The 25,519-nt window shown below is 73.3% G+C and carries 23 protein-coding genes; 10 read left to right on the top strand and 13 right to left on the bottom strand.

The genetic code is table 11. The features are described 5' to 3' along the window. Positions 1 to 2 precede the first annotated feature (2 nt). Together FHX44_RS33655 and FHX44_RS33650 are read right to left on the bottom strand one after the other, a co-directional pair. A complete protein-coding gene (locus FHX44_RS33655; RefSeq protein WP_147259466.1) occupies positions 3 to 2,324 on the bottom strand; it encodes a molybdopterin cofactor-binding domain-containing protein in 2,322 nt (773 codons plus the stop codon). Positions 2,325 to 2,592: 268 nt separating this feature from the next. Continuing rightward, positions 2,593 to 3,432, bottom strand: coding sequence for an oxidoreductase (locus FHX44_RS33650; protein ID WP_147259465.1), 840 nt, complete (start codon positions 3,430 to 3,432; stop codon positions 2,593 to 2,595). Between the two features lie 50 nt (positions 3,433 to 3,482). Between FHX44_RS33650 and FHX44_RS43945 the strand changes: the two genes are divergently transcribed. The 6 genes from FHX44_RS43945 to FHX44_RS33620 all read left to right on the top strand — a co-directional run bounded on the left by FHX44_RS43945 (position 3,483) and on the right by FHX44_RS33620 (position 10,152). Continuing rightward, positions 3,483 to 4,064 carry a TetR/AcrR family transcriptional regulator gene (locus tag FHX44_RS43945; protein ID WP_147259464.1) on the top strand — a complete coding sequence of 194 codons (582 nt, stop codon included), beginning with the start codon at positions 3,483 to 3,485 and terminating at the stop codon, positions 4,062 to 4,064. A 31-nt stretch (positions 4,065 to 4,095) separates the two neighbouring features. Further along, positions 4,096 to 5,253: a PucR family transcriptional regulator gene (locus tag FHX44_RS33640; protein WP_147259463.1), complete on the top strand. Its 1,158-nt coding sequence runs from the start codon at positions 4,096 to 4,098 to the stop codon at positions 5,251 to 5,253. An 83-nt stretch (positions 5,254 to 5,336) separates the two neighbouring features. After that, positions 5,337 to 6,395, top strand: coding sequence for a pyruvate dehydrogenase (acetyl-transferring) E1 component subunit alpha (gene pdhA / locus FHX44_RS33635; protein ID WP_246170737.1), 1,059 nt, complete (start codon positions 5,337 to 5,339; stop codon positions 6,393 to 6,395). Between the two features lie 31 nt (positions 6,396 to 6,426). Continuing rightward, positions 6,427 to 7,410 (top strand): alpha-ketoacid dehydrogenase subunit beta, encoded by a 984-nt coding sequence (locus FHX44_RS33630; protein ID WP_425469207.1) that lies wholly within the window; start codon positions 6,427 to 6,429, stop codon positions 7,408 to 7,410. 18 nt (positions 7,411 to 7,428) lie between these two features. Continuing rightward, positions 7,429 to 8,799, top strand: coding sequence for a dihydrolipoamide acetyltransferase family protein (locus tag FHX44_RS33625; protein ID WP_212612769.1), 1,371 nt, complete (start codon positions 7,429 to 7,431; stop codon positions 8,797 to 8,799). A gap of 159 nt (positions 8,800 to 8,958) precedes the next feature. Next, positions 8,959 to 10,152 carry a DUF1565 domain-containing protein gene (locus FHX44_RS33620; protein ID WP_170309144.1) on the top strand — a complete coding sequence of 398 codons (1,194 nt, stop codon included), beginning with the start codon at positions 8,959 to 8,961 and terminating at the stop codon, positions 10,150 to 10,152. Positions 10,153 to 10,155: 3 nt separating this feature from the next. On the opposite strand, the gene FHX44_RS33615 is transcribed toward FHX44_RS33620, so the two are convergent. Then, positions 10,156 to 11,382, bottom strand: a complete 1,227-nt coding sequence (locus tag FHX44_RS33615; protein WP_147259459.1) for a glycosyltransferase — start codon at positions 11,380 to 11,382, stop codon at positions 10,156 to 10,158. 102 nt (positions 11,383 to 11,484) lie between these two features. Between FHX44_RS33615 and FHX44_RS33610 the strand changes: the two genes are divergently transcribed. Genes FHX44_RS33610 through FHX44_RS33600 form a run of 3 tightly spaced genes read left to right on the top strand, consistent with a single transcriptional unit; the run spans position 11,485 to position 12,886 of the window. Continuing rightward, complete coding sequence (locus FHX44_RS33610) at positions 11,485 to 11,958, top strand: CAP domain-containing protein (protein ID WP_147259458.1); 474 nt, start codon at positions 11,485 to 11,487, stop codon at positions 11,956 to 11,958. Positions 11,959 to 11,988: 30 nt separating this feature from the next. After that, on the top strand, positions 11,989 to 12,447 hold the full coding sequence (locus FHX44_RS33605) for a helix-turn-helix domain-containing protein (RefSeq protein ID WP_147259457.1): 459 nt from the start codon (positions 11,989 to 11,991) through the stop codon (positions 12,445 to 12,447). A gap of 10 nt (positions 12,448 to 12,457) precedes the next feature. After that, entirely contained in the window at positions 12,458 to 12,886 is a 429-nt protein-coding gene (locus FHX44_RS33600; RefSeq protein ID WP_147259456.1) for a VOC family protein, read from the top strand. Between the two features lie 99 nt (positions 12,887 to 12,985). Here FHX44_RS33600 and FHX44_RS33595 read toward each other — a convergent pair whose 3' ends face one another. Together FHX44_RS33595 and FHX44_RS33590 are read right to left on the bottom strand one after the other, a co-directional pair. Further along, positions 12,986 to 15,235, bottom strand: a complete 2,250-nt coding sequence (locus tag FHX44_RS33595; protein WP_147259455.1) for a DUF222 domain-containing protein — start codon at positions 15,233 to 15,235, stop codon at positions 12,986 to 12,988. A gap of 30 nt (positions 15,236 to 15,265) precedes the next feature. Next, on the bottom strand, positions 15,266 to 16,033 hold the full coding sequence (locus tag FHX44_RS33590; RefSeq protein WP_170309143.1) for an MmyB family transcriptional regulator: 768 nt from the start codon (positions 16,031 to 16,033) through the stop codon (positions 15,266 to 15,268). A 61-nt stretch (positions 16,034 to 16,094) separates the two neighbouring features. Here FHX44_RS33590 and FHX44_RS33585 point away from each other — a divergent pair, with 61 nt between their 5' ends. Further along, positions 16,095 to 17,030, top strand: a complete 936-nt coding sequence (locus tag FHX44_RS33585) for a TIGR03564 family F420-dependent LLM class oxidoreductase (RefSeq protein WP_147259453.1) — start codon at positions 16,095 to 16,097, stop codon at positions 17,028 to 17,030. Here the strand turns inward: FHX44_RS33585 and couO are convergent. From couO to FHX44_RS33550, 8 genes are all read right to left on the bottom strand, one after another. Next, positions 17,023 to 17,886, bottom strand: a complete 864-nt coding sequence (gene couO / locus FHX44_RS33580; RefSeq protein WP_147259452.1) for a 4-hydroxyphenyl-beta-ketoacyl-CoA hydrolase — start codon at positions 17,884 to 17,886, stop codon at positions 17,023 to 17,025. The two genes, FHX44_RS33585 and couO, sit on opposite strands and share 8 nt — an antisense overlap. A 9-nt stretch (positions 17,887 to 17,895) precedes the next feature. After that, a complete protein-coding gene (locus tag FHX44_RS33575; protein ID WP_147259451.1) occupies positions 17,896 to 18,798 on the bottom strand; it encodes a 3-hydroxyacyl-CoA dehydrogenase NAD-binding domain-containing protein in 903 nt (300 codons plus the stop codon). After that, complete coding sequence (locus FHX44_RS33570; RefSeq protein ID WP_147259450.1) at positions 18,795 to 20,687, bottom strand: acetoacetate--CoA ligase; 1,893 nt, start codon at positions 20,685 to 20,687, stop codon at positions 18,795 to 18,797. The genes FHX44_RS33575 and FHX44_RS33570 overlap by 4 nt, the downstream gene beginning before the upstream one ends. Continuing rightward, positions 20,684 to 21,484: a crotonase/enoyl-CoA hydratase family protein gene (locus tag FHX44_RS33565; RefSeq protein WP_147259449.1), complete on the bottom strand. Its 801-nt coding sequence runs from the start codon at positions 21,482 to 21,484 to the stop codon at positions 20,684 to 20,686. Before FHX44_RS33565 ends, FHX44_RS33570 begins: the two co-directional genes overlap by 4 nt. Next, entirely contained in the window at positions 21,481 to 23,037 is a 1,557-nt protein-coding gene (locus FHX44_RS33560) for an acyl-CoA synthetase (RefSeq protein ID WP_147259448.1), read from the bottom strand. Before FHX44_RS33560 ends, FHX44_RS33565 begins: the two co-directional genes overlap by 4 nt. A gap of 174 nt (positions 23,038 to 23,211) precedes the next feature. Continuing rightward, complete coding sequence (locus tag FHX44_RS33555) at positions 23,212 to 24,375, bottom strand: outer membrane protein assembly factor BamB family protein (protein ID WP_170309142.1); 1,164 nt, start codon at positions 24,373 to 24,375, stop codon at positions 23,212 to 23,214. A 20-nt stretch (positions 24,376 to 24,395) separates the two neighbouring features. Beyond that, positions 24,396 to 24,764, bottom strand: coding sequence for a hypothetical protein (locus FHX44_RS42425; RefSeq protein ID WP_170309141.1), 369 nt, complete (start codon positions 24,762 to 24,764; stop codon positions 24,396 to 24,398). Between the two features lie 43 nt (positions 24,765 to 24,807). Beyond that, a complete protein-coding gene (locus FHX44_RS33550; RefSeq protein WP_246170736.1) occupies positions 24,808 to 25,467 on the bottom strand; it encodes a response regulator transcription factor in 660 nt (219 codons plus the stop codon). Positions 25,468 to 25,519 lie beyond the last annotated feature (52 nt).

The raw sequence follows: 25,519 nt of genomic DNA, 5'->3' as shown, positions 1-25,519 counted from the left end.
CTTCAGAAGGTGTACTTCAGGCCGTTGGTCGGCGACTCCGGCACCGGCGGCACGGTCGGCCACGGCTCGAACGGCGACGGGTCCTTGTGGTTGATCGGGAAGTACTCCGGCACCGTGCGGGTGGCGCGCGCGTAGGCGCAGGCGATCGCCCCGCACGTCGCGGCGAGCCCGGCCTCCCCTGCCCCGCCGGGCTCGTCGGCGCCCGAGTCCACGAGGATGATCTGCATCTCGGGCGGGGTGTTCCACTGCCGCGTGTAGAAGAAGTTGTCCCAGCTCGCCTCGACGAAATGGCCGTCCTGCAGGTGGAGGCTCGAGGTGAGGATCAGCGCGAGCGCGTCGTTGATCCCACCCATCATCTGGGCCTCCAGCCCGCGCGGGTTGATCACGAGGCCGACGTCGATGGCGAAGACCACCTTGGTCACGCGTGGCCCGGTCACGCCCTGGCGGACCTTGCGACCGGTCGTCTCCGGCCTGCAGTCGATCTCCACCAGCGCCGCGGACACGCCCTTGTACTCGGTGTGCACGCCGATGCCCTGCGCGGTGCCCTCCTCCATGGAGCGGCCCCACCGGCCTTCATCGGCCACCCGGTCGAGCACCGCCCGCAGCCGGTCGCCCTTCAGGAACTCGCGCCGGAACTCGTACGGGTCCTTGCCCATCCTGTCGGCGAGCCGGTCGACCATCAGCTCGCGCGCGGTCGCCACGTTCGGCGAGTAGATGTTGCGCACCGAGCTGGTGTTGAAGCGCAGGTCGACCTCGTTCAGGAACCGGGTCGACACGCCGAAGTGGTAGGGCGTCACCTGGGTCAGCTCGAAGACGCTCTCCGAGAGCGTGAGGTTGCCCAGCGGGGCCTTGACCGCCGCGGCCGTGATCGCCTCGCCGAGGCCGGGGTTGACCTGGGTCGCGACGCTCGTGTGGCGCTGCTCGAAGCTCAGCACGGACGTCCCGCTGATCTGGGCGCGCACGCGCGAGGTGCACATCGGGTGCACCCGGCCCTGCCGGGAGTCGTCGGCACGGGTCCACATCAGGTTGACGGGCTTGCCCATCGCCTGCGAGACCTCGGCCGCCTCCAGCGCGGCGTCGAAGAACAGCTTGCGCCCGAACGAGCCGCCGCCCTCCATGACGTGCACGGTCACGCTGTTCTGCGGCAACCCGAGCAGCTTCGCGATCTCCGCCTGCGCCGCGATCGGGTTCTTGAGCGCGCCCCAGATCTCCGCCCGGTCGCGCCGCACGTCCGCGATCGCCGAGTTCGTCTCGAGCGCGCTGCCCGAGGTGAAGTAGAAGGTGAACGCGCAGTCGATCGTCTCGCCGACCCCTTCCGGCACCGCCATCGGCAGCTCGGCCGCCTTCAGCTGCGCGAGGATCGACTCGTCGTCCTCGCCTGCCACGGTGCCGGGATTCCAGTCGACGCGCAGCGCGTTCACGCCGTCGATCGCCTGCCCGAACGTCCGCGCCCGGACCGCCACGCCGGTGGAGACGACCTCCACGTCGGTCACGCCCGGCATGTCCCGCACCTCGTCGAGGTTCCGGACGCGCTTGGGCGTGCCGTTCAGGTCGGGAGCCCGGCAGATGACGGTCGGCAGCGCGTCCGGGACCTTCAGGTCCGTCGCGAACTTCTTCCGGCCCGTGACGATCGCGCGGGCGTCGGTCTTGTTCTGCGGCCGGCCGATGATCCGGAAGTCCTCCTCGGCCTTGAGGACCACCTCCACCTGCTCCGTCGTCGCGCTCGCGGCCTTCTCCGTCAGGTCGCCGAACGGGAGGCCGTTGATCAACCCCCTGCGGCTGGTGAGCGTGCGGACGTCCTGGCCGAGGACCTGGGCGGCGGCGGCGAGCAGCCGCCGCTTGGCGAGCGCGGCCGCCACCCGGATCGGCGTGTAGGTGGTGAACGTCGTGCTCGACCCGCCGGTGAGCTGGTTGAACATCAGTTCCGGACGGGCGTCGGCGAGTGTCACACGGACCTGGTCGACGTCGAGGTCCATCTCCTCGGCGATGATCATCTGCGTCGAGGTGATGATCCCCTGGCCGTTGTCGGACCGCGGGAGTGCGAACGACACGGTGCCGTCGCGGTTCACCTCGATCCGGATCAGGTTCGCGGTGGGCCGCCCCGCGTCCCGCAGCGCGTCGAGCAGGTCGTAGATCTCGGGCGTCTGGGGCGCGGACGGGACCGCCGCGGCGGCCGGTGTCCCACCGAACACGGACTGGCGGGTGAGCTCGGCCGCGACGACCAGCGTCGGGGCGGCGACGAGGTAGCCGAGGAAGCGTCGGCGACTGGTCGCCGCACCACCGGAGCCTGCTCGGGGTGGGGACGCGAAGCGGTGCTGGGCCATCCGGGCTCCTCTTCATCGGGGAACGAACCGGAGCGGCGACGGGGAGCGGGTCGCCCGGCTGCTCAGCCGACGAACGACGACGATCGCTCTACGGATACGCATCGCTGCATTGAGTAGCTGTAGAACCAGGGTCGGGGGCCCGGGCGGCAGCATCCCCTTACGCGGGCACTGACCAGGCGTTCACCGGTTCGGCGGTGTGGACCGCAAGATCCAATCGATGGCGAACCTTCACCCGGCCGAGTGGCGTGAGACGCCCGTCGTGGTCAGATCACGGTCCCGCCGGGAAATCGGCGGAACGGCTCAGCTCGGCCCACCGCCGCGCCTCGGCGCTCCGCTCCTCGGCGGAGCGCAGCGCCAGCTCGACCGCGCTCGCGCCCAGCAGCAGGCGCAGCGGCGGGTCGTCCATCGCCACCACGTCGAGGATGATCTTCGCCGCGCGCGCCGGGTCGCCGGGCCAGCCGGCCGCCGTGGCCTCGCGCATGCGGTTCACCTCCCCGACCGTGGCCTGGTAGTCCGGGCCGACCTCGGCGCGGACCATCGACGTGGTGCTCCACTCGGTGCGGAACGGGCCCGGCTCCACGATGACCACCTTGATGCCGAGCGGCCCGACCTCGGCGTTGAGGACCTCGGAGAACCCCTCCACGCCGAACTTGGCGGTCTGGTAGGCGCCCATGCCGGGCGTGCCTCCGACCCGCCCGCCGATCGAGGAGAACTGCACGATGTGCCCGCGGCGCTGCCCGCGCAGCACCGGCAGCGCGGCCCGGGTGACGTTCACGACGCCGAACAGGTTGGCCTCGATCTGCGCCCGGAAGTCGTCCTCCGCCATCTCCTCGATCGGCGCGCTGTTGGCGTAGCCGGCGTTGTTCACCACGACGTCCAGCCGGCCGAACTCGCGCACGGCCGTGTCGACGGCGGCCACCGCCGCCGCCGCGTCGGTGACGTCCAGCGCCACCGCCCGCACCCGGTCGCCGTACCGGGCCACCAGCCCGTCCAGGTCGTCCGGCCGGCGCGCGGTCGCCACCAGGTTCTCCCCGGCGTCCAGCACCGCGTCGGCCAGCTCCCGGCCGAAGCCTCGCGAGCTGCCGGTGATGAGCCACGTCTTCCCCACGTCTCGACCTCTCCTCGTCGGTGAACCGCAGCAAGTCTACGCTCGTAGACATGAGCGGTTCACCGACCCGCAGACGCGACGCAGCAGCCACCCGGGAGGCGATCCTGCGGTCCGCGCTGGTCGCCTTCACCAGCCACGGCTACGACGGGGTGGGCGTGCGGGAGATCGCGAACGCGGCCGGGGTGACCGCGATGCTGGTCAACCGCTACTTCGGCTCCAAGGAGCGGTTGTTCGCCGAGGTCGTCGAGGTGGCCTTCGCCGAGCGAACCTTGATCGCCGACGACGTCGAGTCGATGAGCCGGTTCGCCGCGGCCGCGCTGATCGCCGCCGAGCCCCGTTCCGTGGACGGCTTCCTGCTGATGCTGCGCTCGGTGGCCAACCCCCGGGCCGCCGAGATCCTGCGCGCGGCCATCGACACGCACTTCCAACGCCCGCTGCAGGCGCTGCTGCCCGGCGCGGGGGCGGAGGAGCGGGCCGCGCTGTTCCTGTCCGTGCTCGCCGGCGTCCGGCTCATGCAGCAGGTGCTGGGCAGCCCGGCGCTGGCCACCGCCGACGCGCACGCGCTGGAACGCCGGCTGCGGCCGCTGTTCGAGCTGCTCGTCCGGCCGCCCGCCGACGCCGAACCTCGCTGACCCGGCGACCCGATCGGTACCGTCTGGCCTCGTGGAAGGCCCGCTGTCGACGATCGCCACCGCGTGGCTGCCCGACGTCGACGTGCTGACCGACCGGCTCGTCACCGCCGTCTTCACCGACCACCCGGCGTGGACCGACTACCGCAGCGTGCCTCCCGAGGACCTGCGCGACGGGTGCCGCCGGTACCTGACCCGCGTGCTGCAGCTGCTCGCGGACGGCCACGTCGGGAACACCGACGACGACCCGGTCGCCGGGCCGATCGGCCGGCAGCGGGCCGAACAGGGCGTGCCCCTGGAAGTGATGCTGCGGACCTTCCGCCTGGGCGGGCGGGTCGTGTGGGAGGCCCTTCTCGAGCGCACCGACGGCGTGACGCCCGCCGACCTCGGCGCCGCCGCCACCGCGATGTGGACCGTGGTGGACGGCCTGTCCTCGGCGCTGTCCACCTCCTACCGCCGCGCGGAGGCCGAGCAGCTGCGGCGCGACGACCAGCGCCGGCACGCGCTGCTGGAGGAGGTCGTCGCCGGCGGGACCACCGGCCAGCGGGTGGCCGACCAGCTCGACCTCCCCCTCGGCGGGGCCTACCTCGTGGTGGTCGCTGACCTCGAGCCCGACGGCACCACGGCGCTCCCGAGCCCGCAGACGGCCCTCGGCGCACTCGGCGTCCGGTCGGTGTGGCACGTCCGCACCGACACCATCGTCGGGCTCGTCCCCCTGGAGAGCCACGACCCCGCCTTCGTGCTGGCCCGCCTCCGGCCGCTCGCGCGCGGCCGGGGCGCGGTCGCCTCCACCACCGACGGTCTCTCCGGCGTGGCCGTCGCCCACCGGCTCGCGGTCCTGGCCTTGGGCACCCTGCCCAGGGGCGCCGCCGAGCTCGTCCGGGTCGAGGACCGCTACCCGCAGGCGATGCTGCTGCGCTCCCCCGAGCTTCGGCGGCGCCTCGTCGACGACTGGCTCGGGCCGGTGCTGCGCCTGCCGCCACGGGAACGCGACGTCCTGCTGGAGACGCTGACCGCCTGGCTGGAGGCCGACCGCTCGGCCGGCGTCGCCGCCGAGCGGCTGTACTGCCATCGCAACACCGTGCTCAACCGGCTGCAGCGCGCCGCCGCCCTCGTCGGGCACCCGCTCACCGGACGGCGCGCCTACGTCGAGCTCTCGCTCGCCCTCTCCGCACTCGAGCTCCCCGGCTGATTGGGCGAGCTGCCCAATCAGCGGGCCCCAGTGCTGGGCACCGGATCATGGCGCCGGCCATCCGCCACGACGAGGCTGAGCGCGTGGCAGCGACGACACCCAGGCGGGCCCGCAAGCAGACGAACCCGCTCGCCGCGGAGGACCCGGGCGTACTGCGTGGCTGGTTCCGCCAGATGGTCCTCGTCCGCCGGTTCGAGGAGCGCGCGTCCCAGGGCTACACCCGCGCGGAGATCGGCGGCTACTGCCACCTCAACCTCGGCGAGGAGGCCACCGTCGTCGGCCTGCTCGCCGCGATGCGCCCCGACGACTACCTCTTCGCCAACTACCGCGAGCACGGCTACGCGATCGCGAAGGGCATCGAGCCCGGGCGCGTGATGGCCGAGCTCTACGGCCGCACGACCGGCACGTCCAAGGGCTGGGGCGGCTCGATGCACCTGTTCGACGCCGGCGCGCGCCTGCTCGGCGGCTACGGGATCGTCGGCGGCCAGGTGCCGCTCGCCACCGGCGCCGCACTCGCGATCGACTACCGCGGCGGGGACGAGGTCGTGGTCTGCCAGATGGGCGACGGCACGACGAACATCGGCGCCTTCCACGAGTCGCTCAACATCGCCGCGCTGTGGAACCTGCCGATCGTCTACGTGGTGGTCAACAACGGCCTCGGCATGGGCACCACGGTGGAGAAGTCCTCCGCCGAGCCCGAGCTGCACAAACGCGCGTCCGCGTACCGCATGCACGGGGAGCGCGTGGACGGCAACGACGTGCTCGCCGTCCGCGACGCCGCCCGGCGGCTCGTCGAGCGGGCGCGCACCGAAGGCAAGCCGGCGCTGCTGGAGTCGGTGAGCTCCCGGCTGAAGGGCCACTCGGTGGTCGACCCCGCGCGGTACCGCGCGTCGTCCGATGTCGAGGCCGCCCGTGCGGCCGACCCGATCGCCCGGTTCCGCGCCGCGCTGCTCGACGCCGGGATCGCCGACGAGGACGCGCTCACCGATCTCGAGGCACAGGCACGGGCCGAAGCCGACGAGGCCGTGGCCTTCGCCGCCGCGAGCCCGCACCCGGACGTCTCCACGCTCTTCGACCACACCTACGCCACACCCGTGGCGAACGAGTCCCGCCGGCTCCCGGCCGATGCCCTCTACCGCTGACTCTTCTTCCTGGGGAACCCCCGTGCCTGTCATGACCTACCGCGAGGCCCTGCGCAGCACCCTGCGCGAGGAGCTGCTGCGCGACGACGACGTCTTCCTGATCGGGGAGGAGATCGGCGTCTTCGAGGGCTCGTACAAGATCACCGCCGGGCTGCTGGCCGAGTTCGGCGAGAAGCGCGTGCGCGACACCCCGATCGCCGAGGAGGGATTCGTCGGCGCCGCGATCGGCGCGGCCATGCTCGGGTTGCGTCCGGTCGTCGAGATCATGACGATCAACTTCTCGCTGATCGCGCTCGACCAGATCGTCAACCACGCCGCGAAGATCTACGGGATGTTCGGCGGCCAGACGTCGGTGCCGATGGTCATCCGCACGCCGGGCGGCGGTGGCCAGCAGCTCGGGGCGACCCACTCGCAGAACATCGAGCTCTACTACGCGTTCGTGCCGGGGTTGAAGGTGGTGGCGCCCAGCACGCCCGCCGATGCGAAAGCGCTCCTGCGCGCCGCGATCCGCGACGACGACCCCGTGCTGTTCCTCGAGAACCTCGCGCTCTACAACACCAAGGGCGAGGTGCCCGACGAGCTGCCGCCCGCCGAGATCGGCCGGGCCGCGGTGACCCGCGAGGGCACCGACGTCACGATCATCGGCTACTCGCGGATGGCCGCGGTGGCAGGCGAGGTGGCGCAGCGGCTGGCGGAGGAGGGGATCTCCGCCGAGGTCGTCGACCTGCGCAGCCTGCGGCCGCTCGACCGGGACACGATCGTGGCCTCGGTGCGCAAGACCGGCTGCGCGGTGGTTGCCGAGGACGACTGGCTCACCTACGGCATCGGCGCCGAGATCGCCGCCACGATCTCCGAGGGCGCCTTCGACCACCTCGACGCGCCCGTCCGGAGGGTGGCCGCGGCCGAGGTGCCGCTGCCGTACGCCAAGACCCTCGAACAGGCCGCGCTGCCCTCGGCCGACACGCTGCTGGCCGCCGTGCGGGAGACCCTCGCCGCCGTCGGCCGCCTCCCCTGACCCGCCCCGGAGGACCCGATGCCCGAGATCACCATGCCCCGCCTCTCCGACACGATGGAGTCGGGCGTCATCGCGACCTGGCACAAGCACGTCGGGGACCCGATCAGCGCGGGCGACGTCATCGCCGACATCGAGACCGACAAGGCGATCATGGAGCTCGAGGCCTACGACGACGGCGTGCTCGAGCGGATCCTCGTCCCCGAGGGCGAGAGCGCCCCGATCGGCGCACCCATCGGCGTTCTCGGCGACGGCACCGGCAGCACCGCCGATCCCGGCCCCGACAGCGCCCCGGACGAGGGCGCCGCGGACGAGGGCGCCGCGTCGCCCGCGCCCGCGGCCCCCGCCACACCGGCGCCCGCTCCCGCGGCGGTGAGCGACCGGCGCCCGCCCGCCTCGCCGCTGGCCCGCAGGCTCGCCCGGGAACGCGGCGTGGACCTGAGCACCGTGCGCGGCAGCGGACCGCACGGCCGGATCGTCCGCGCCGACATCGAAGCCGCTGCCCCGACCGCGCCCACCACAGCAGCGCCCACCACGACAGCGCCCACCACAGCAGCGCCCATCACAGCAGCGCCCACCACCCAGGACGCACCCACATCGGCAGCGCCCACACAGGACACGACCACACCGGCGGTGACCACACCGGCAGTGACCACACCGGCAGCGCCCGCACCGGCGGCGCAGCCCGTCACGGAGCCGGACGACGTCGAGGTACTCCCCCTGCCCCGGATGCAGCAGGTCGCCGCCGACCGGCTCACGCGGAGCAAGCAGGAGGCACCGCACATCTACCTGACGCGCGCCGTCGACGTCACCGAGCTGCTCGCGTTGCGTGCCACCCTGAACGAGACCCTCGCGGCGGCGGGCGGGCCGAAGGTCAGCGTGAACGACCTCGTCGTGAAGGCCGTGGCCACCGCCCTGCGTGCGCACCCCGAGATCAACGTCAGCTACGCGGGTGACGCGGTGCGGCGGCACCGGCGGGTGCACGTCGGCGTGGCGGTGGCGGTCGCGTCGGGCCTGCTCGTGCCCGTGGTGCGCGACGCCGACCGCATGAGCGTCTCCGAGATCGCGACGGTCACCCGCGACCTGTCGCAGCGGGCCCGCGACCGCAAACTCCGCCCGGAGGAGATGACCGGCAGCACGTTCACCGTGTCCAACCTCGGGATGTACGGCATCGAGCAGTTCACCGCGGTGATCAACCCGCCCGAGGCGGCCATCCTCGCCGTCGGCGCCGCCACCGAGGAGATCCGGCCGCGCGACGGCGCCCCGGTCGTACGGTCCATCATGCGGGTGACGCTGTCGTGCGACCATCGGGTGGTCGACGGAGCCACGGGCGCGGCCTACCTGCAGACCCTTGCCTCGTCGCTGGAGGCCCCGTTGCGGATCTTGGCCTGAGCCGTCCCCCGGATGGGGCCCTCGGATGATGGGCTCGGCGCGATGCGGGCATCATCGTTGCGGAGCGCGTGCATCCGAGAGCACGCCGAAGCGAACGGGGAATCAGTGGTCCAGGTCCGCAACTCGCCTCCCGCTGCGCCCACGGGGCGACAGTCCCGCTTGTGGCGCAACCTGGCGCTGGGCGCCGCACTGGCGGCCGCGGTGCTCGTGGTCGTTCTGCTGGTGTTCGCTCCCGGGTCCACCCCACCTCCACCGGGGCCGACGCCCCCGCCGGTCGCGACGGGGCCCCAGTTCTACGTCGACCCCGCCGGGAGCGACACGAACGACGGGTCCCAGGGCAGGCCGTTCAAGACGATCCAGAAGGCACTGGACGAGGCCGAGCCCGGCACGACGATCAACCTGGCGCCCGGCGAGTACCGCGAGCAGCTCGCCACGCAGCGCGACGGCGCACCGGGGGCGCCGATCACGATCAGGGGCCCGGAGACGGGCCAGGACCAGTCCGGCCGCTACCAGGCCACGCTGTACGGCACCGACCGCATCGTCAGCGTGGACCACAGCCACTACGTCTTCGAGGGCTTCACCATCGACGGCCAGGAGAAGCTGAAGGGCCGGCAGTTCCCCACGGACGTGTCGGCGATCACGGCGTTCAAGCAGAGCGTCGCCACGGACGTCGAGGACGGCCGGCTCATCTACATCGGCGCGTCCGACGAGTCCCGCGACATCACCGGCATCGAGATCCGCAACATGTTCTTGAGCGGCGCGGGTGGTGAGTGCGTCCGGCTGCGCAACAACGCACACGACAACGTCATCGCCGACTCGGTGATCCAGTACTGCGGCATGTTCGGCAAGAAGAGCGACGACACCGACCGGTTCGAGTTCCACAACGGCGAGGGCGTCTACATCGGCACCAGCCCGAAGTCCGACAGCCAGCCGATGCACGAGAACGACGCGAGCTCCGGCAACCAGGTCACCGGCAACATCATCCGCACGTTCGGCTCGGAGTGCTTCAACGTCAAGGAGAACGCACACGACAACGTGTTCGAGAACAACCAGTGCTCCGGCAACGTCGAGTCCACCGAGTTCGACGGCAGCAACATCGAGCTGCGCGGTCACAACAACATCGTGCGCAACAACACGATCGCCGACTCCGAAGGCGTCGCCATCAAGATCAAGAGCGACAGCGCCGAGTACGACAAGGGCGGCAACGTCGTCGAGGGCAATCGGATCTCCGACGTGGCCGCCGAGGCGTTCCAGATCGAGTCGGACGTCCAGCAGGGACAGATGTGCGGCAACGAGGTCCAGGCCGCCACCCTCGGCGAGGACACCCCGCAGAGCGTCGGGCAGCCCTGCTGACCGTCAGCCGGGGAGCCGCTCGAGCGCCTCGATCACCCGGGCGGCCCCGTCCTCGGCGCGCACGCGTGCGCCGAGGGCGGCCGCTGGCGCCGCGTAGCGCCCGGTCCGGAGATCGCGGATGCGTTCGGCGAGGGTCTCCGCGGTGAGCGCGGTGAACGGCAGGGGCGGTGGTCCGGCGCCGAGCGCGCGGATCCGCTCGCCCCACAGCGGCTGGTCGGCGTAGACCGGCACCGCGACCGACGGCGTTCCGGCGAGGAAGGCTGCGCCTGCGGTCCCGGCCCCGCCGTGGTGCACCACGGCGGCCACGCGGGGGAAGAGCCACGCGTGCGGGACATCGCCGATCGTCAGCACGTCCGGGCCGGCGCCCTCCAGCCCGGCCCACCCGGCCTGCACCACCGCGCGCCCGCCGCTGCGCCGCAGCGCCTCCGCGACGGTGTCGGAGAGCCAGCCGTCCTGACCGGAGGCCATGCTGCCGAAACCGACGAACACCGGGGCAGGCCCCGCGTCGAGGAAGTCGACCAGGTCCGGCGGCGGGGCCCAGCCTGCAGGTTGGGGAGCGGGCCAATACCCGACCACCTCGAGCCCGGGCCGCCAGTCCGCGGGGCGGGGCAGCACGTGGGCGCTGTAGCCGTGCAGCACGGGCCAGTGCTGGTCGCGCTGGAGCCGCGCCCGGGCGCGGTGAGACTGCGAGGGCCGCCCGAGTTCCGCGCGTACCCGCGCCGCGGCCCGGTGGTACGGCGTGATCGAGGCGAGCGCGAGGCGGCCGGCGGCCCGGTTGCCGAGCCTGCCCAGCGAGCGTGCGGAGTGGAACAGGATCGGCGGGAAGTCGCCCGTCGGCTCCACCGGCTGGGAGTACACGCCCATGCTGGCGATGCCGAGCCCCTCGGCGATCTCGTAGCCGAACATCGCCGTCAGGTTGACGAGCAGGACGTCCGCGTGTCGCGCCGCCGCGAGCAGGTCCACTGCTGCGTCCGCGAGGTACTGCGTCATGCGCCGCGCCTGCTCGGCGAGGAACCGGGGCGAGGTGCGCCAGCCGCGCGGGAAGTCCGCGATCGACCGCGCGTCCCCCGCGAGGCACGCGAACCCGAGCCCGCCGGAGCGGACGAGGGGGTCGAACTCGGGGTGGGCGGCCACCGTCACCTCGTGCCCCGCCGCCACCAGTCGCTCCCCGAGCCCCACGAACGGAGCGACGTCACCCCGCGAACCAAGAGCAGCGATCAGAACCCGCATGCCCGCATCCTCTCCCCGGGCCGGAGGACCGTGATCGACACCCCGCGTCACGGGATGTGACATCAGGCGTATCCCGTTCGCCCGTTCGGGTGTTGTACGGGCGTGAGAGAACGTATCGGCGGGGCTGCCCGCCTACCGCTCGTCGCCGCACTGGTCGCCGTGGCGTGCACGGTGCCTGCCACCGCGGCGTACGCCGCGACGTCCGCCGACGGCACCGCCACCGTGGTCACCCTGGTCAACCAGGAGCGCAAGGAGGCCGGCTGCGATCCCGTCACCGTCGACAGCCGCCTCACCACCGCCGCCGAGAAGCACTCGCAGGACCAGGCGGACATGGGGAAGATGACCCACACCGGGTCGGACGGTTCCAGCGTGGGCCAGCGCGTCACCCGGGCGGGCTACAAGTGGAGCAAGGTCGGGGAGAACGTCGCCTCGGGCACCACCTCCGCGGAGCGGGCCATGCAGCTGTGGATGAACAGCGCCGCCCACCGCAAGAACATCCTCAACTGCGCCTTCGAGAACATCGGCGTCGGCTACGTCGACGGCTACTGGACGCAGGACTTCGCCACTCCCCGGTAGTCCACGTCGGGGCGCTCTAGACTCACGGAGGTGAGCGCCCCGACCCGCCGGGCCCCCAGCGACCTGCTGGTGCACCTGCGCCGCGCCCGCGACCACGTCGACCGCCACTACACCGAGCCGCTCGACCTGGAGTCCATCGCCGCGGTGGCCGGGATCAGCAAGTACCACTTCCAGCGGCTGTTCACCGCGACGTACGGGGTCTCCCCGGCGGCGCACCTGTCACGACGGCGCGTGGAGCGCGCGCAGGACCTCCTGCGCGCCACCAACCTCACCGTCACCGAGGTGTGCCACGCCGTCGGCTTCTCCAGCCTCGGCTCGTTCAGCAGCCGGTTCCGGGAGCTCGTCGGGGAGACGCCGAGCGAGTTCCAGCGCCGGTGGGCCGCGACCGGCGCGCCGCACATCCCCGGGTGTTTCGTGTTCATGTGGGGGCTCGCCGAGAAGCGCGGCTCCGCAAGCCAGGAGAAGCCACCGAAGGCGTCGGGCTCCTAGCCTTGACCGCATGATCACAAGCGTCTCCATCGCCAGTGTGTTCGTGAAGGACGTCGACGCCAGCAAGGCCTTCTACACCGACGTGCTCGGCTTCCAGGAGCACACCGACATCACCCTCGGCGACGGCTACCGGTGGTGCACCGTGAAGAGCCCGACCCAGCCGGAGCTGCAGATCCACCTGACGGTCCCCGGCCCACCGATCCCGGACGACATGGTCGCCTCGATCAACCGCGCACTCGACGCGGGGAACATGTTCGGCATCGGCGTGAACGTGGACGACTGCCGCAAGACCTACGAGGAGCTGACCTCCAAGGGAGTCGAGTTCATCCAGACGCCGGAGGAGCGCCCCTACGGAGTGGAGGCCGTCGCCCGCGACAACTCCGGCAACTGGATGGTGCTGGTCGAGCCGAAGGAGTACACCCCGGCCGACTTCACCTGACGATCAGAACCGGGGCTCCTCCTCGGTGTCGTCAGGTGTAGCTGGACGTCGTGGTTGCGGGTTGCGGCCGTCCCGCCACAGGATCCGCAGGTCCAGCCGCTACCCGTGTTCTGCCTCCGGGTCCTCCCGCCGGTCGGTGCCCTCCGCCGGTGGCTCCGGTTCGGGCAGGTCGGGCCGGACCGGTCCGCCACGGGTGCGGTAGGTCCGCCCCAACGGGGAGATCCACACGAAATGCCCCGGCTCGGGTTGGGTGAGGGTCCAGCCCCGGTCCTTGTCCTGATGATGGCGCCAGCAGCCCGGCCCGATGTTGCCCTCCACCGTGTCGCCGCCGTGGGCGTGGTCGCGGGTGTGGTCGAGCTGCGAACGGCGGGACGACCGATCACAGCACGGCCCGATGCAGGTCCGGTCCCGAACCTGCACATGCCGGGCCAGCGCACCGCGGGCGTAGCGGGTCCGGGGATTCATCGACAGTTCCCGCCACAGCCGGTGCCGGTCGGCCCACTGCTGGGCGATCTCGGCGATGATGCCGGCCCAGTCCCCGGTCAGGTCGGGGTCGGCGGCGAACCGGGCGAGTTCGGCCAGGGTCAGGTGCAGCTCCACCACTCCACCACGCACCCGATCCGGCGGGCCTGCCCCGGGCGGTCTGACGCGTGGTCGGCGGCGCAGCGGTCCCGCCAGCAGCAGGTATCCGCTGGTGTCGACGATGGCGTACTGCCATCCCGCGCCGCGGCGCTGCCGGGCGACCGCGAGACGAGCGATCTCCGCGTTGATCGGGCCCAGCCCGGGGATCTCCCCGGGCCGCTGGTCACAACCGAGCAGGGAGGCCAACCCGATGCGGAGTTCGATGCCGTCGCGGACGCCGATCGGCTCACCCCGCCAACGGTCCGCACCGATGCCGACTGGCCCCGACCCGGTCGGGGTTGGGCTGGCGGGGCCGGTACCGGTTGGCCTCCCGCTGGTCAGGCTCTCGTTGGTCTGACTCTCACCGGCAGGGCTCGCACTGGCCGGGTCAGGTGCCCTCCCGGCGGCGCTGGCCTCCGAGGCCGGTTCCTCGCCGGCGAGCTCCTCGCCCGCGGCCCTGGCCTCGACCGGGCCGGTCCCATCCGTGACGGCTCCGCCCGAGCCGACCCCGGTCGAGCCGAACCCGGCCGAGCCAAACCCGGCCGAGTCTGGGGTAGTCGAGATTGGGTTCGCAGAACCCGCGTCAGCGGAGTCGATCCCGAGCGAGCCAGTGCTGGTCGAGCCAGTGCCGGTTGCCTCCGTGGCGTCGCCTGTGATGTCGCCTGTGCCGATCCCGCCGCCGATCTCGTCGGTGTCGGCGGTGTCCTCGGAGGCGGTGTCCTCCGAGGCGGTGTCCTCCGAGGCGGGGTCCTCCGAGGCGGTGTCCTCCGCGGCGGTGTCGTCGGACGTGGCGGCGGTGGCGGTGGCGGTGTCTTCCGGGCGCGGGTGGGCCAGCAGACGGTCCAGGATCTGCGCCTCGGTCAACCCGTGGAAGCTGCCGTTGACCATGCCCAGATACAGATCGGCGGTGATCTGACCCAGCCGGGCCGGATGCCCCGCCCGCCGCGCCGCCTCGGCCAACCGATCCAAACGCGCCGCCGCCGCGGCCGCCTCGTCCGGCGGCAGACCCTCCCCGACCAGGGTCGCCGTGCCATTCCGGTTCAGGTGCAGGACCACGCCCCGTTCCCGCAGCCCACGGCGGTACCGACGGCGGTGGTAGTCGGGGTCGATGGCCTGGATCGCCGTCAGCAGCCGCCGGGACAACTGCCCGGCGGTCAGGCGCGGGGCGAGGGGGACAAAGCGTTCGCACAACCGGCGGATCTGGGTCGGGGTGAGCTCACCCCGACCCGGGTCCAGGTGATCGGCGATCACCGTCGCCTTCCCCCGATCGATCAGTCCTTGCTCCAGGGCGGCGAACACCAGCGGCAGCCCGCGCACCAGGACCAGGGACAGGTCCAGTTCCCGATCCGCGGTGGTCGGGGTCCAGGTCAGCGCGGCGGCGATCTCGTGGGAGGCCCACTCCACATCCTCCCGAGTTCGCACCACCGCGTCGTCGGGCAGCCCGGCCACCGGGGCGGCCCGGGCGATCTCCGCCATCCCGGCGAACAAGCGGGCCTGCGCGTGCGCCAACTGCCGCGAATGGGCCTGCAGCACCTCGACCAGGCGCGCGTTCGGGACCCGGTCCCAGGGCAGTTGGGCGAGGAGCGCGGACAGCTCCGGGCCGGGCGGTACGTGCACCGCCTGGTCGATCAGCTCCACCACTCCCGGCATGGTTCGAACATACGATCGACCCCCGACACTTCCCGTGCCCGTGGAACGACGCGGCCGGAGATCACACGAACAGCCCAAAGACGCGGAGCGCGCGGGCTACGGGAGCGATCATGCGCCACGTTCGTCGGCGGCAGCCAGGAAGAGCAGTGCGCTGCCCGGCCGCCCGGCCGGTTCCAGCAGGTGCGCGCGGAGCTCGCGCCCGGCGACGACCACAGTGGGCTCCCCGAACGCGCCGATGCCCCGGCACTCCCACAGCGGGGTGTACGCCGGGGCGTCCGCGCGCAGGAGCTCGGCGACCTCCGCGATGCGCTCGTCGCCCGCGTACAGGTTCGCCGCCATCCGGAACTGCCTGCGCAGCGCAGTCATCAGCGGGCCTGGGTCGTCGACGGGCACCGCGGGCGGCCCGGCCGCCAGCTGCCACAGCACGTTGCGTCGCGCCGGGTCGACGTCGCGGGGCTCGCCCCACACGCGCGTCCAGCGGGGGTTGGCGGCGACGATGTCGAGGCGGTGGTCCAGCACCGCGGCCGGCCCGGCGAAGTCCGCGAGCAGCGGGACGAGGTCCGCAGCCGGCGGGGTGGCGGGCGGCGGCTCCGCCGGTGCGGAGAGGAGCCGCAGGTGCCGGCGGCCCGCGCCGTCCAGGCCCAGCACCCGGCCGACGGACTCCAGTACGTGTCCGGAGGCCGTCACCCGGCCCTGTTCGAGCCACGTGTACCAGGACAGGCCCACCCCGGCGAGGGTCGCGACCTCCTCCCGCCGCAGCCCGGGCGTGCGCCGCCGCCCACCTGCGGGCAGCCCGACCTGCTCGGGCGCGACGAGGCGCCGGTAGGACCGCAGGCACGCCCCGAGCTCCCGCCGTCGCGCCGCGCATCCTGTCACCCGTACCACCACCATTCACCGGCTACTGGTTGCGGCTCCTTCGCTCGTCGATCCTCGCGACGTGATCCGCATCGGAGTGAACCTCGCCGTGGGCCTCATCCATGCCCCGGACGGCAATGTGATCGACGAGCTGGTGCAGCACGCCCGCTCCGTGGCGGCGGCCGGCGTGCGCACCGTCTGGCTCCCGCAGGGCTACGACCACGACACGCTCACCGCGTACGCCGCCATCGCCCGTGAAGTGCCCGGCGTCGAGCTCGGCGTGTCCGTGGTCGTCGTGCAGCCCCGGCACCCGCGGGTGCTCGCGGCGCAGGCGCAGACCGTGCAGGCGGCGTCGCACGGGCGACTCACGCTGGGACTCGGCGTGAGCCACCCCGGCCTGCTCGAGGTGTACGGCATCCCGTTCGTCCGGCCCGTCGACGCGCTGCGCGAGCACCTCGACGTGCTGCTCCCGATCCTCCACGGCGAACGTGCGCCCGGCGCGACGGGCCCGGGCTCCAGCCCCGAGGAGACCTCGGTGCGCGGCGCCATCCCGGCCGTCCCGGTGCTGCTCGGTGCGCTCGGGCCGAGGATGCTGCGGCTGGCCGGCGAACGCACGTCCGGCACGATCACGTTCCTCGCCGGTCCGCGGACGATCGGCGAGCACGTCGTGCCGCTCCTCACCGCCGCCGCCGAGTCGGCGGGGCGGGCGCGGCCGCGGGTCGTCGCCGGCCTGCCCGTCGCGGTGACGACCGATCCGGACCGCGTGCGGGCGGAGGTCGCCTCCGCCTACGCCGGCTACGCCGCACTCCCCACCTACCGGACCGCGCTCGACCGCGAAGGCTTCGCCGGCCTCGCCGACATCGTCATAGCCGGCGACGAGGACGAGGTGGCCGACGCGCTCCAGCGCTACGCCGACCTCGGCGCGACCGACGTACTGGTGAGCCTCGTCGGAGATGCGAAGGACCGGGACCGGACGCTGCGCCTGCTTGGGGAGCTCAGCGCACGGGAGATCAGCTGAGGCCCAGCATCCGCACCGCGTTCTCCTTGAGGATCAGCGGCCGCACGTCGTCCTTGAAGTCCAGCTCGCCGAAGTCGCGGATCCAGCGCTCGGGGGTGATCAGGGGGTAGTCGGAGCCGAAGAGCACCTTGCGCTTGAGCAGCCCGTTCGCCGCGCGCACGAGCTGGGGCGGGAAGTAGCGCGGCGACCAGCCGGACAGGTCGATGTAGACGTTCGCCTTGTGGGTGGCGATCGAGATCGCCTCGTCCTGCCACGGCACCGACGGGTGCGCGAGCACCACCGTGAGCTCCGGGAAGTCGGCCGCGACGTCGTCGAGCAGCATCGGCGCCGAGTAGCGCAGCTTGATGCCGCGACCGCCGGGGAGGCCTGCCCCGATGCCGGTCTGCCCCGTGTGGAACAGCGCGGGCACGCCGAGCTCGGCCATCGCCTCGTAGAGCGGGTAGTAGGTGCGGTCGTTCGGCTCGAACACCTGCAGGCTGGGGTGGAACTTGAAGCCGCGGGCGCCCCGCTCCACGAGCCGGCGGATCCGCGCGACCGCCGCCTTGCCGGCGTGCGGGTCCACGGAGCCGAACGGGATCAGCACGTCGGCGTGCTCGGCCGCGGCGTCGACGACCTCCTCGCTGGACAGGGCGGGGTGGCCGGTGCCTGCGGTGGCGTCCACGGTGAAGACGACCGCGGCCGTGCGACGTGCCCGGTAGTGCTCGGCGATCGACGCCACCGTCGGGGTGCGGTCCTGGTCGGCCTTGAAGTACTTCGCCGAGGCGTCCATCAGCTCCTGGTCGAGCGAGAAGCAGCCGTGCCCGTCCTGCTCGACGTGCACGTGGACATCGATGGCGTCCAGCGAGGCGAGGTCCATCGTTTCCTCCTAGGGCAGCTGGTGCTCGGCCTTGCTGGCGAGCAGGGCGCGCAATGCGGCGTCGCGGCGGGCCACCAGCTCGGCCTGGTCGGTGCCGTCCAGCTCGGCAGCGACCCCCGCGACGATCTTGGCAGCCAGTTCGGGGGTGAGCGACGGGTCGCCCATGTCGCGCCACCACGCCTCGGTGGGCGGGCCGAGGTGCTCCAGCACGTGGGCGATGCCGCCCGGTCCGCCCGACAGGTGCTGCACCGCGAACGGCCCGAGCAGCGCCCAGCGCAGGCCGGGACCGTTCGCGATCGCGGTGTCGATGTCGGCCACGGTGGCGACGCCGCGGTCGACCAGCGAGTAGGCCTCCCGCCACAGCGCGGCCTGCAGCCGGTTGGCGACGTGCCCGGGGAGCTCGTGGCGCAGCCGGATCGGCTTCTTCCCGAGCGCGGTGTAGAAGTCCATCGCCCGGCCGACCGCGTCGTCGCCGGTGCGCTCCCCCGGCACGACCTCCACGAGCGGCAGCAGGTGTGGCGGGTTGAACGGGTGCCCGACGAGCACCCGCTCCGGGTGTGCGGGGCATGACGTCGCGATCTCGGTGGGCAGCAGGCCCGACGAGCTGCTGGCCAGGACGACGTCCGGGCGCGTGGCGGCGTCCAGCACCGCGAAGAGGGTGTGCTTGACGTCGATGCGCTCCGGGCCGTTCTCCTGCACGAAGTCCGCGCCGGCCACCGCCTCGGCGAGGTCGCCGACGAACGTGAGCCGACCGCGCTCGGCCAGCCCGGTGGCGGCGACGTCCGCCCGCAGCCGGTCCTCGGCCCCCGGGGCCGGATCGGTGGCGACGACGTCCAGGCCGTGGGACAGGAACAGCGCGGCCCAGCTCGCCCCGATGACCCCGGTGCCCACGACCGCAACGGTCCTGATCATCGGGCCAGCTCCACGAACGCGTCGAGGGACGTCGGGTCGGCCAGCACGTCGCGGCTCGCGACCTCCTCCGGCGGGGCGCCGAGCAGGATCCGCTTGGCGGGCAGCTCCAGCTTCTTGCCGGTGCGGTTCCGCGGGACCGCGGGCACCGCGACGATCCGGTCCGGGACGTGCCGCGGCGACAGCGCCGCGCGCAGCTCGCGGGCGATCCGGCCACGCAGCGCGTCGTCCAGCGCGACGCCGGGCGCGGGCACGACGAAGAGCACCAGCTCGCCGGGCCCGCCTGCGGGGTCCTCCAGGTGCACGACCAGGCTGTCGGTGACCTCCGGTAGCTCCTCCACCACGCCGTAGAACTCGGCGGTGCCCAGCCGGACGCCGCCGCGGTTGAGCGTGGCGTCCGAGCGGCCCGCGACGATCACGGAGCCGGACTCGGAGAACCGCACCCAGTCGCCGTGCCGCCACACGCCGGGGTACACGTCGAAGTAGGCGTCGCGGTAGCGGGTGCCGTCGGGATCACCCCAGAACCGGACCGGCATCGACGGCATCGGCTCGGTGATCACGAGCTCACCCAGCTCCCCCACCACGGGCTTGCCGTCCGCGTCGAACGTGGCCGCCGCCACGCCGAGCGCGGGACCGGAGATCTCGCCCTCCACGACCGGCTGCCACGGCCCGCCCTGCACGATGCCGGAGCACACGTCGGTGCCGCCGCTGCCGACGTTGAGCAGCACGCCGGGGAAGTGTTCGGCCACCCACCGGTAGCCCTCCGGTGGCAGCGGGCTGCCGGCGGCGCCGATCTGGCGGATGCGGGACAGGTCGTGGTCCCGGGTCGGTTCCACCCCCGCGGCGCGGCAGGCCATCAGCCATCCCGGCGAGGCGCCCATCACCGTGGCGCCCGACTCCTCCGCCAGCCGCCACTGCCAGCCGACGTCCGGGTGCACCGGGTTGCCGTCGATCAGCACGATCCCCGCGCCGACGAGCAGGCCGCCGACGAGGGCGTTCCACATCACCCACGCCGTGGTCGAGAACCACAGCATCCGGTCGCCGGGGCGCAGGTCCCAGCTCAGGGCGTGGTTCTTGAGCTGCTCCATCAGCACGCCGCCGTGGCCGTGCACGATCGCCTTGGGCCGCCCCGTCGTGCCCGAGGAGAACAGGACGCACAGCGGGTGCGCGAACGGCACCGGGTCGAACGCGAGGTCACCCGGCTCCGCGAGCAGCTCGTCCCACGACAGCGCGTCCGGCACCTCGCCCGCGCCGTACGGGATGGCGACGACGTGGCGGACCGTCGGCAGGCCGGCCCGCACCGCGGCGACCTCCGCGGTGCGGTCGATCGGCTTCTCGCCGTAGGTGTATCCGGGCACGACGAGCAGCACCGTGGGTTCCACCTGCGCGAACCGGTCGATCACGCTCCGGGCGCCGAACTCGGGCGCGCAGCTCGCCCACACCGCGCCGAGGCTCGCGGTGGCGAGGAACGCGACGAGGGTCTCCGGGATGTTCGGGGCGTAGGCGACCACCCGGTCCCCGCGCCCGACGCCGAGCCGCTGCAGGCCCGCGCGGGCACGCGCGACCCGGTCGCGCAGCTCCTCCCAGGTGAGCTCCACCCGGTCGCGGGTCTGCGAGTACGCGCTGACGGCGGTTCCCTCGTGGCCGGCCAGTGCGTGCTCGGCGTAGTTCAGCGTGGCGCCGGGGAACCACTGCGCACCCGGCATCTCACGCCTGCCGAGCACAGCGGTGGGTCGGGTGTGGAACCGGACCGCGAAGAACTCCGCGATCGCCGACCAGAACCCGTCGAGGTCGGACGCCGACCACGCGTGCAGCTCCTGGTAGGACGCGAACTCCGACCCGCGCTCGGAGCGCAGCCAGTCGAGGAAGCGGGCCAGCTCGGTGCCGGTCACGACCGCTGCACCTTCGCGCCCCGGCCGGCGAGGAACGCCTGCATCCGCTCCTGCGCCTCCGTGCTGCTCGACGCGACGGCCGCCATCAGCGCCTCCATGAAGAATCCCTCGTCCGGGCCGGTCTCGGCGATCCGCGGGAGCGCCTGCAACACGGCGAAGTTGGTGACGGGCGAGTTCGCGGCGATCCGCTCCGCCAGGTCGAGCGCGGTGGCGAGCCCGGCACCGGGATCGACAAGGTAGGTCGACAGGCCGGCGGCGCGCCCTTCCTCGGCGTCGAGCACACGGCCGGTGAGCATCATGTCGGTCATCAGCGCCGTGCCGACCAGCCGCTGAACGCGCACCGCCGCGCCGCCGCCGACGAACAGGCCGCGCTGCCCCTCGGGCAGGGCGTAGAACGTGCTGCGCTCGGCCACGCGGACGTGCGCGGCGCTCGCCAGCTCCAGCCCGCCGCCGACGACCGCCCCCTTGAGCACCGCCACCACCGGGACGGTGCCGCGCGCGATCCGCTCGAACGCGCGGTGCCACATCCGCGAGTGCTCCACCCCGGCGAAGGCGTCCCGCCCCGCGAGCTCGCCCATGTCGAGTCCGGCCGAGAAGTGGTCACCGTCGGCGTCGATCACGACCGCGCGGACGCCCTCCGGAGGCGCGGCGAAGAACTCCTCGATACCGAGCACGGTCGCGTCGTCGAGGGCGTTTCGCTTGGCGGCGCGGCGCAGGCGGAGCACGGCCACGTCGCCGTCCCGCTCGACCTGCAAGGACGGCGCGCGAGACCCGTTGTTGCCCGCTGGACTGATCATCGGGGCCTTTCTCCGGCGAAGTCGTCGGCCGCGCGGGCGCGCAGCTCGACGCGCCGGACCTTTCCGGTGGCGTTGCGGGGCAGCGCGTCGGTCGGCACGAGGTACTTCGGGATCTTGTAGCGGGCGAGATGGGCCTGCAGGTGGGAGCGCAGGTCCTCCTCGGAGAGCTCGGCGCCCTCCCTGAGCTGGACGTACGCGGCGCCGACCTCGCCCCACCTCTCGTCGGGCACGGCCACGACGGCGGCGTCGGCCACCGCGTCCAGCTGCACGAGCACGGCCTCGACCTCGGCCGGGTAGATGTTCTCCCCGCCGGAGATGATCACGTCCTTCACCCGGTCGACGACATCGGCCCAGCCGTCGGCGGCCACCCGCAGGACGTCCCCGGTGCGGAACCACTCGCCGTCGACGAACGCCGCGGCCGACTCCTCCGGCCGGTTCCAGTAGCCGGCGAACACGTGGGGGCCGCGCACGAGGAGCTCGGCGGGCTCGGGGCCCACCGGCACGCGCTCACCGTCGCGGAACATGGCGACCTCGGTGGCGAAGTGCGGGACGCCCACCGACACCGGCCGGTTCCCCGCCCCGGACAACTGCGCAGCACCGCGCGGCACCATGTACACGCCCGGGGAGGCCTCCGTCATGCCGTAGCCCTGCTGGACCTGCACCCCCCGGTCGAGCCACGCGCGGGCCACGCGCTCCTGCACCGGCGAGCCCCCGTAGAGCACCGTGTGCAGGGTGTCGAGCGTCGAGGTCTCCCAGCTCGGATGCTCGACCATCATCTGCAGCATCGTGGGCACGGCGGAGAAGCTGGTGACGCCCACCTCGCCGATCCGGGCGAGCACGGCGCCCGCGTCGAAGCTCGCGAGCGGCTCCACGCAGCCGCCCTTGAACAGCGTCGGCAGCGTGACCTGGCCCAGCCCGACGCAGTGGAACAGCGGGGAGATGCAGAGCGCGCGGTCGGTGCTCAGCACGTCGACGTGGGCGAGCTGGTTGATGGTGTTCCAGGTGAGGTTGCCGTGGGTGAGCACCGCGGCCTTGGGGCGTCCGGTGGTGCCGGAGGTGTAGAGCAGGATCGCCGGGTCGTCGAGGGTGACGGCCGGTGGGTCGACGAGCGGCTCCGTCGCGGCAACGGCGTCCTCGTACTCGGGGCCGACCTTCAGGACGGGCACGGCGGGGCCGGTCGCGGCGACGAGGGCGTCGGTGTCGGCGCTGTGCACGAGGAGCGATGAGCCGGAGTCCTCGAGCATGTACCGGATCTCGGCGGCGGCGAGCCGGTAGTTGAGCGGCGCCACGATCGCGCCGAGCAACCACGCCGCGAAGTAGGTCTCGAACACGCTGATCGCGTTGACGCCGAGGTAGGCGACCCGGTCGCCGGGCCGGACCCCGCGCTCGGCCAGCACGTTCGCCAGCCGGGCGGTGCGGTCGGCCAGCTCGGCGTAGGTGACGGTGCGTTCCCCCGCGACCAGCGCCGGACTGCCCGGGGCGATTCGCGCACGCCGCGCCGGCCAGCTGCCCAGCGCCGGAGCGGACGTGTGCCGCAGCGCTGCGGTGTCCATGAGGCCTCCGCCGAATGACAGGGTTCCTGATACCCATCGCACAGTAGCCCGCGGCCGGAGACCACGGAAGGGCCTTCACGCCACCGTGCCCGGGCTCACTCCCGCGACGAGGTCACCGCGTCGGTTCCGGCCAGGGGCGAGCGCGACGCGCTCCGGATGATGCAGGATCCGCGGTCAGCCCAGCCCGACCACCGTGCCGTGGCTGCTCGCGACCGCGACCACCACCGCGCCGGGCGCGGGCACGACGAACGCGTCCCGCAACAGGTCGAGCCCCGCGAACGGATCGCCGGGCAGGAGGCCGAGCGGGACCGGTGCGCCGGCGTCCACCTGCAGGTCGAGGAACCGCTCGCCCCGGCACAGGCGCAGCACGGCGGTGCTGCTGACCGCGGCCGCCGCCTCGCGGGCGCACCCGGGCGGCACGGGGAGGATCGCGCCGCTCCCGTCGACCGCCGCGACCACGTGCTCGGGGTCGCCGCCCAGCAGCTGGACGCGACCGTCGGGCGCGGGGAGGGGGAAGTCCTCCGTCTCGAGCCGGGCGGCGATGCGGCCGGTGGCCGCCTCGACGACGACGTGGCTCGTGCCGGCGCCCGCGGTGACGAGCAGCGCGCCGTCGCCGGTCGCGCGCAGCGCGTAGTCCGACAGCGCCGTGGAGAACGGGCGGACCGGCAGGGACCAGGCGTCCTGACCGGTGCGCTCGTCGACCCCGTGCAGGCTCGCGCCGTCCGGGCACTCCGTCTCGACCGGCACGACGCGGACCGCGGCGAGCGACCGCACCAGGGACGAGCCACAGCCTGCGGGTGACTCCCAGGTCCAGGCCGCGGCACCGGTGTCGACGTCGTGGGCGCTCAGGTGGGCGCGCAGGGGATGCTGCCCGTCGTCGTCCGGGCGCTCGTAGCGCGCCAACGCGACGACGGTGTCGGTGACCAGCAGATCCGGACGCCTGTCCAGTGCGGTCTCCCAGCGGCGGGCCCCGGTCAGCGCGTCCAGGGCCGTGACAACGGCGACCTGCGACGCCGCTCCCTCGTGCACGACGACCACCGCTCGGCGGTCCGGGCTCACGACGAGGTCGGCCACCCGGGCGCCGGCCCGCGCGAACGCCCACCGCGGCGCACCGGTCACCCCGTCCAGCGCGGTGACGCCGTCCCGGCCCGCGACGACGACCCCGGTGCCGGCGGCGCGCACGTCACGCACCGGCCCGTCCGCGTCCCACTCCCAGCGGACCCCGTCGGCCCGCTCGGCGACGGGCACCGGAGCCGCCTCGGCCACCGTGCTCGACCGGACCGGCGCGTCGACCACCACGGCGGCCGCGGCCCACGCGGCGAGCGCGGTGCCGGCCACCGCCACGACCGCGGTCAGGGCTACATGAAGCCGGCGCGCTCCCCCGCTCCGGCCCTCCCCTCGAACGCCCGCGCGGCCGTCCCGAGGACCACGACGGCGCAGCCGACCGCGAGCACCCCGGTCGACGGGCCGGGTAGCCCCGACCCGACGGCTCCGGTGAGCGCGAGGCCGGCCGGCACGACGGCCGCTGCCCCGCAGATCGCGGCGAGGACGCGGACGTTGCGGGCCGCGGCGAGCGAGAGCAGCCCGGCGGCGGCGATGACGGCGCAGGTGCCTGCCGTGAGCCGGTCGAGGTCGGCATCGAGGTCCCACCCGCCCAGGCCGCGGCGGTCGAGGAACGCGCCGACCAGCATGCAGACGAGTCCGGCGAGCACCGCGGCCCTGCGCATGCCGCCAGTGTGGATCACCCGTCCCGGTGGCGGTAGGGCGGCCTCACACGGTGGGCGGGACCAGCCCCTCCCGGATCGCCAGCAGCGCCGCCTGCGTCCGCGAGGCGAGCCCCAGCTTGCCGAGCAGGTTGCTGACGTGGGTGCGGGCGGTGCGCTCGCTGATCACGAGCTCCGCGGCGATCTCCTTGTTGGACCGGCCCTCCGCCACCAGGCGCAGGATCTCGCGCTCCCGTGCGGTGAGGGCGCGCAGCCCGCTGCGCGGCGCCCGGATCTCCTGGGCGAGGCGGCGGGCCACCGCGGCGTCGAGGAACACCTCGCCGCGCGCGGCGGCGTGCAGCGCGGCGGCGATCTCGCCGGGTCCGGCATCCTTCAGCAGGTAGCCGGCCGCGCCCGCGCCGAGGGCGGCGTGCACCCGCTCGATCTCGCCGAAGCTGGTGAGCACCACGACCTGGACGGAGGGGAACCGGCGCCGGATCTCCCCGATCGCGGCCACCCCGTCCATGCCCGGCATCTGCAGGTCCATGAGCGCCACGTCGGGCGTTCGGCCCAGCGCGGCGAGCTCGGCGAGCACGTCCAGCGCGGCGGTCCCGTCGGCGGCCTCTCCCGCGACCTCGACGTCGTCGAGCACGTCGAGATAGGCGATCACCCCGCGCCGCACCACCGCGTGGTCGTCGACGACCAGCACCCGGAGGACCGCGTTCACGGCCCCATCATTCAGGTACGTCAAATGACGCGCCCACCGGCGTTCCGGTGGC

Source organism: Pseudonocardia hierapolitana (assembly GCF_007994075.1).
Lineage (GTDB): Bacteria > Actinomycetota > Actinomycetes > Mycobacteriales > Pseudonocardiaceae > Pseudonocardia > Pseudonocardia hierapolitana.
This window is presented reverse-complemented; position numbering and strand designations above follow the sequence as displayed.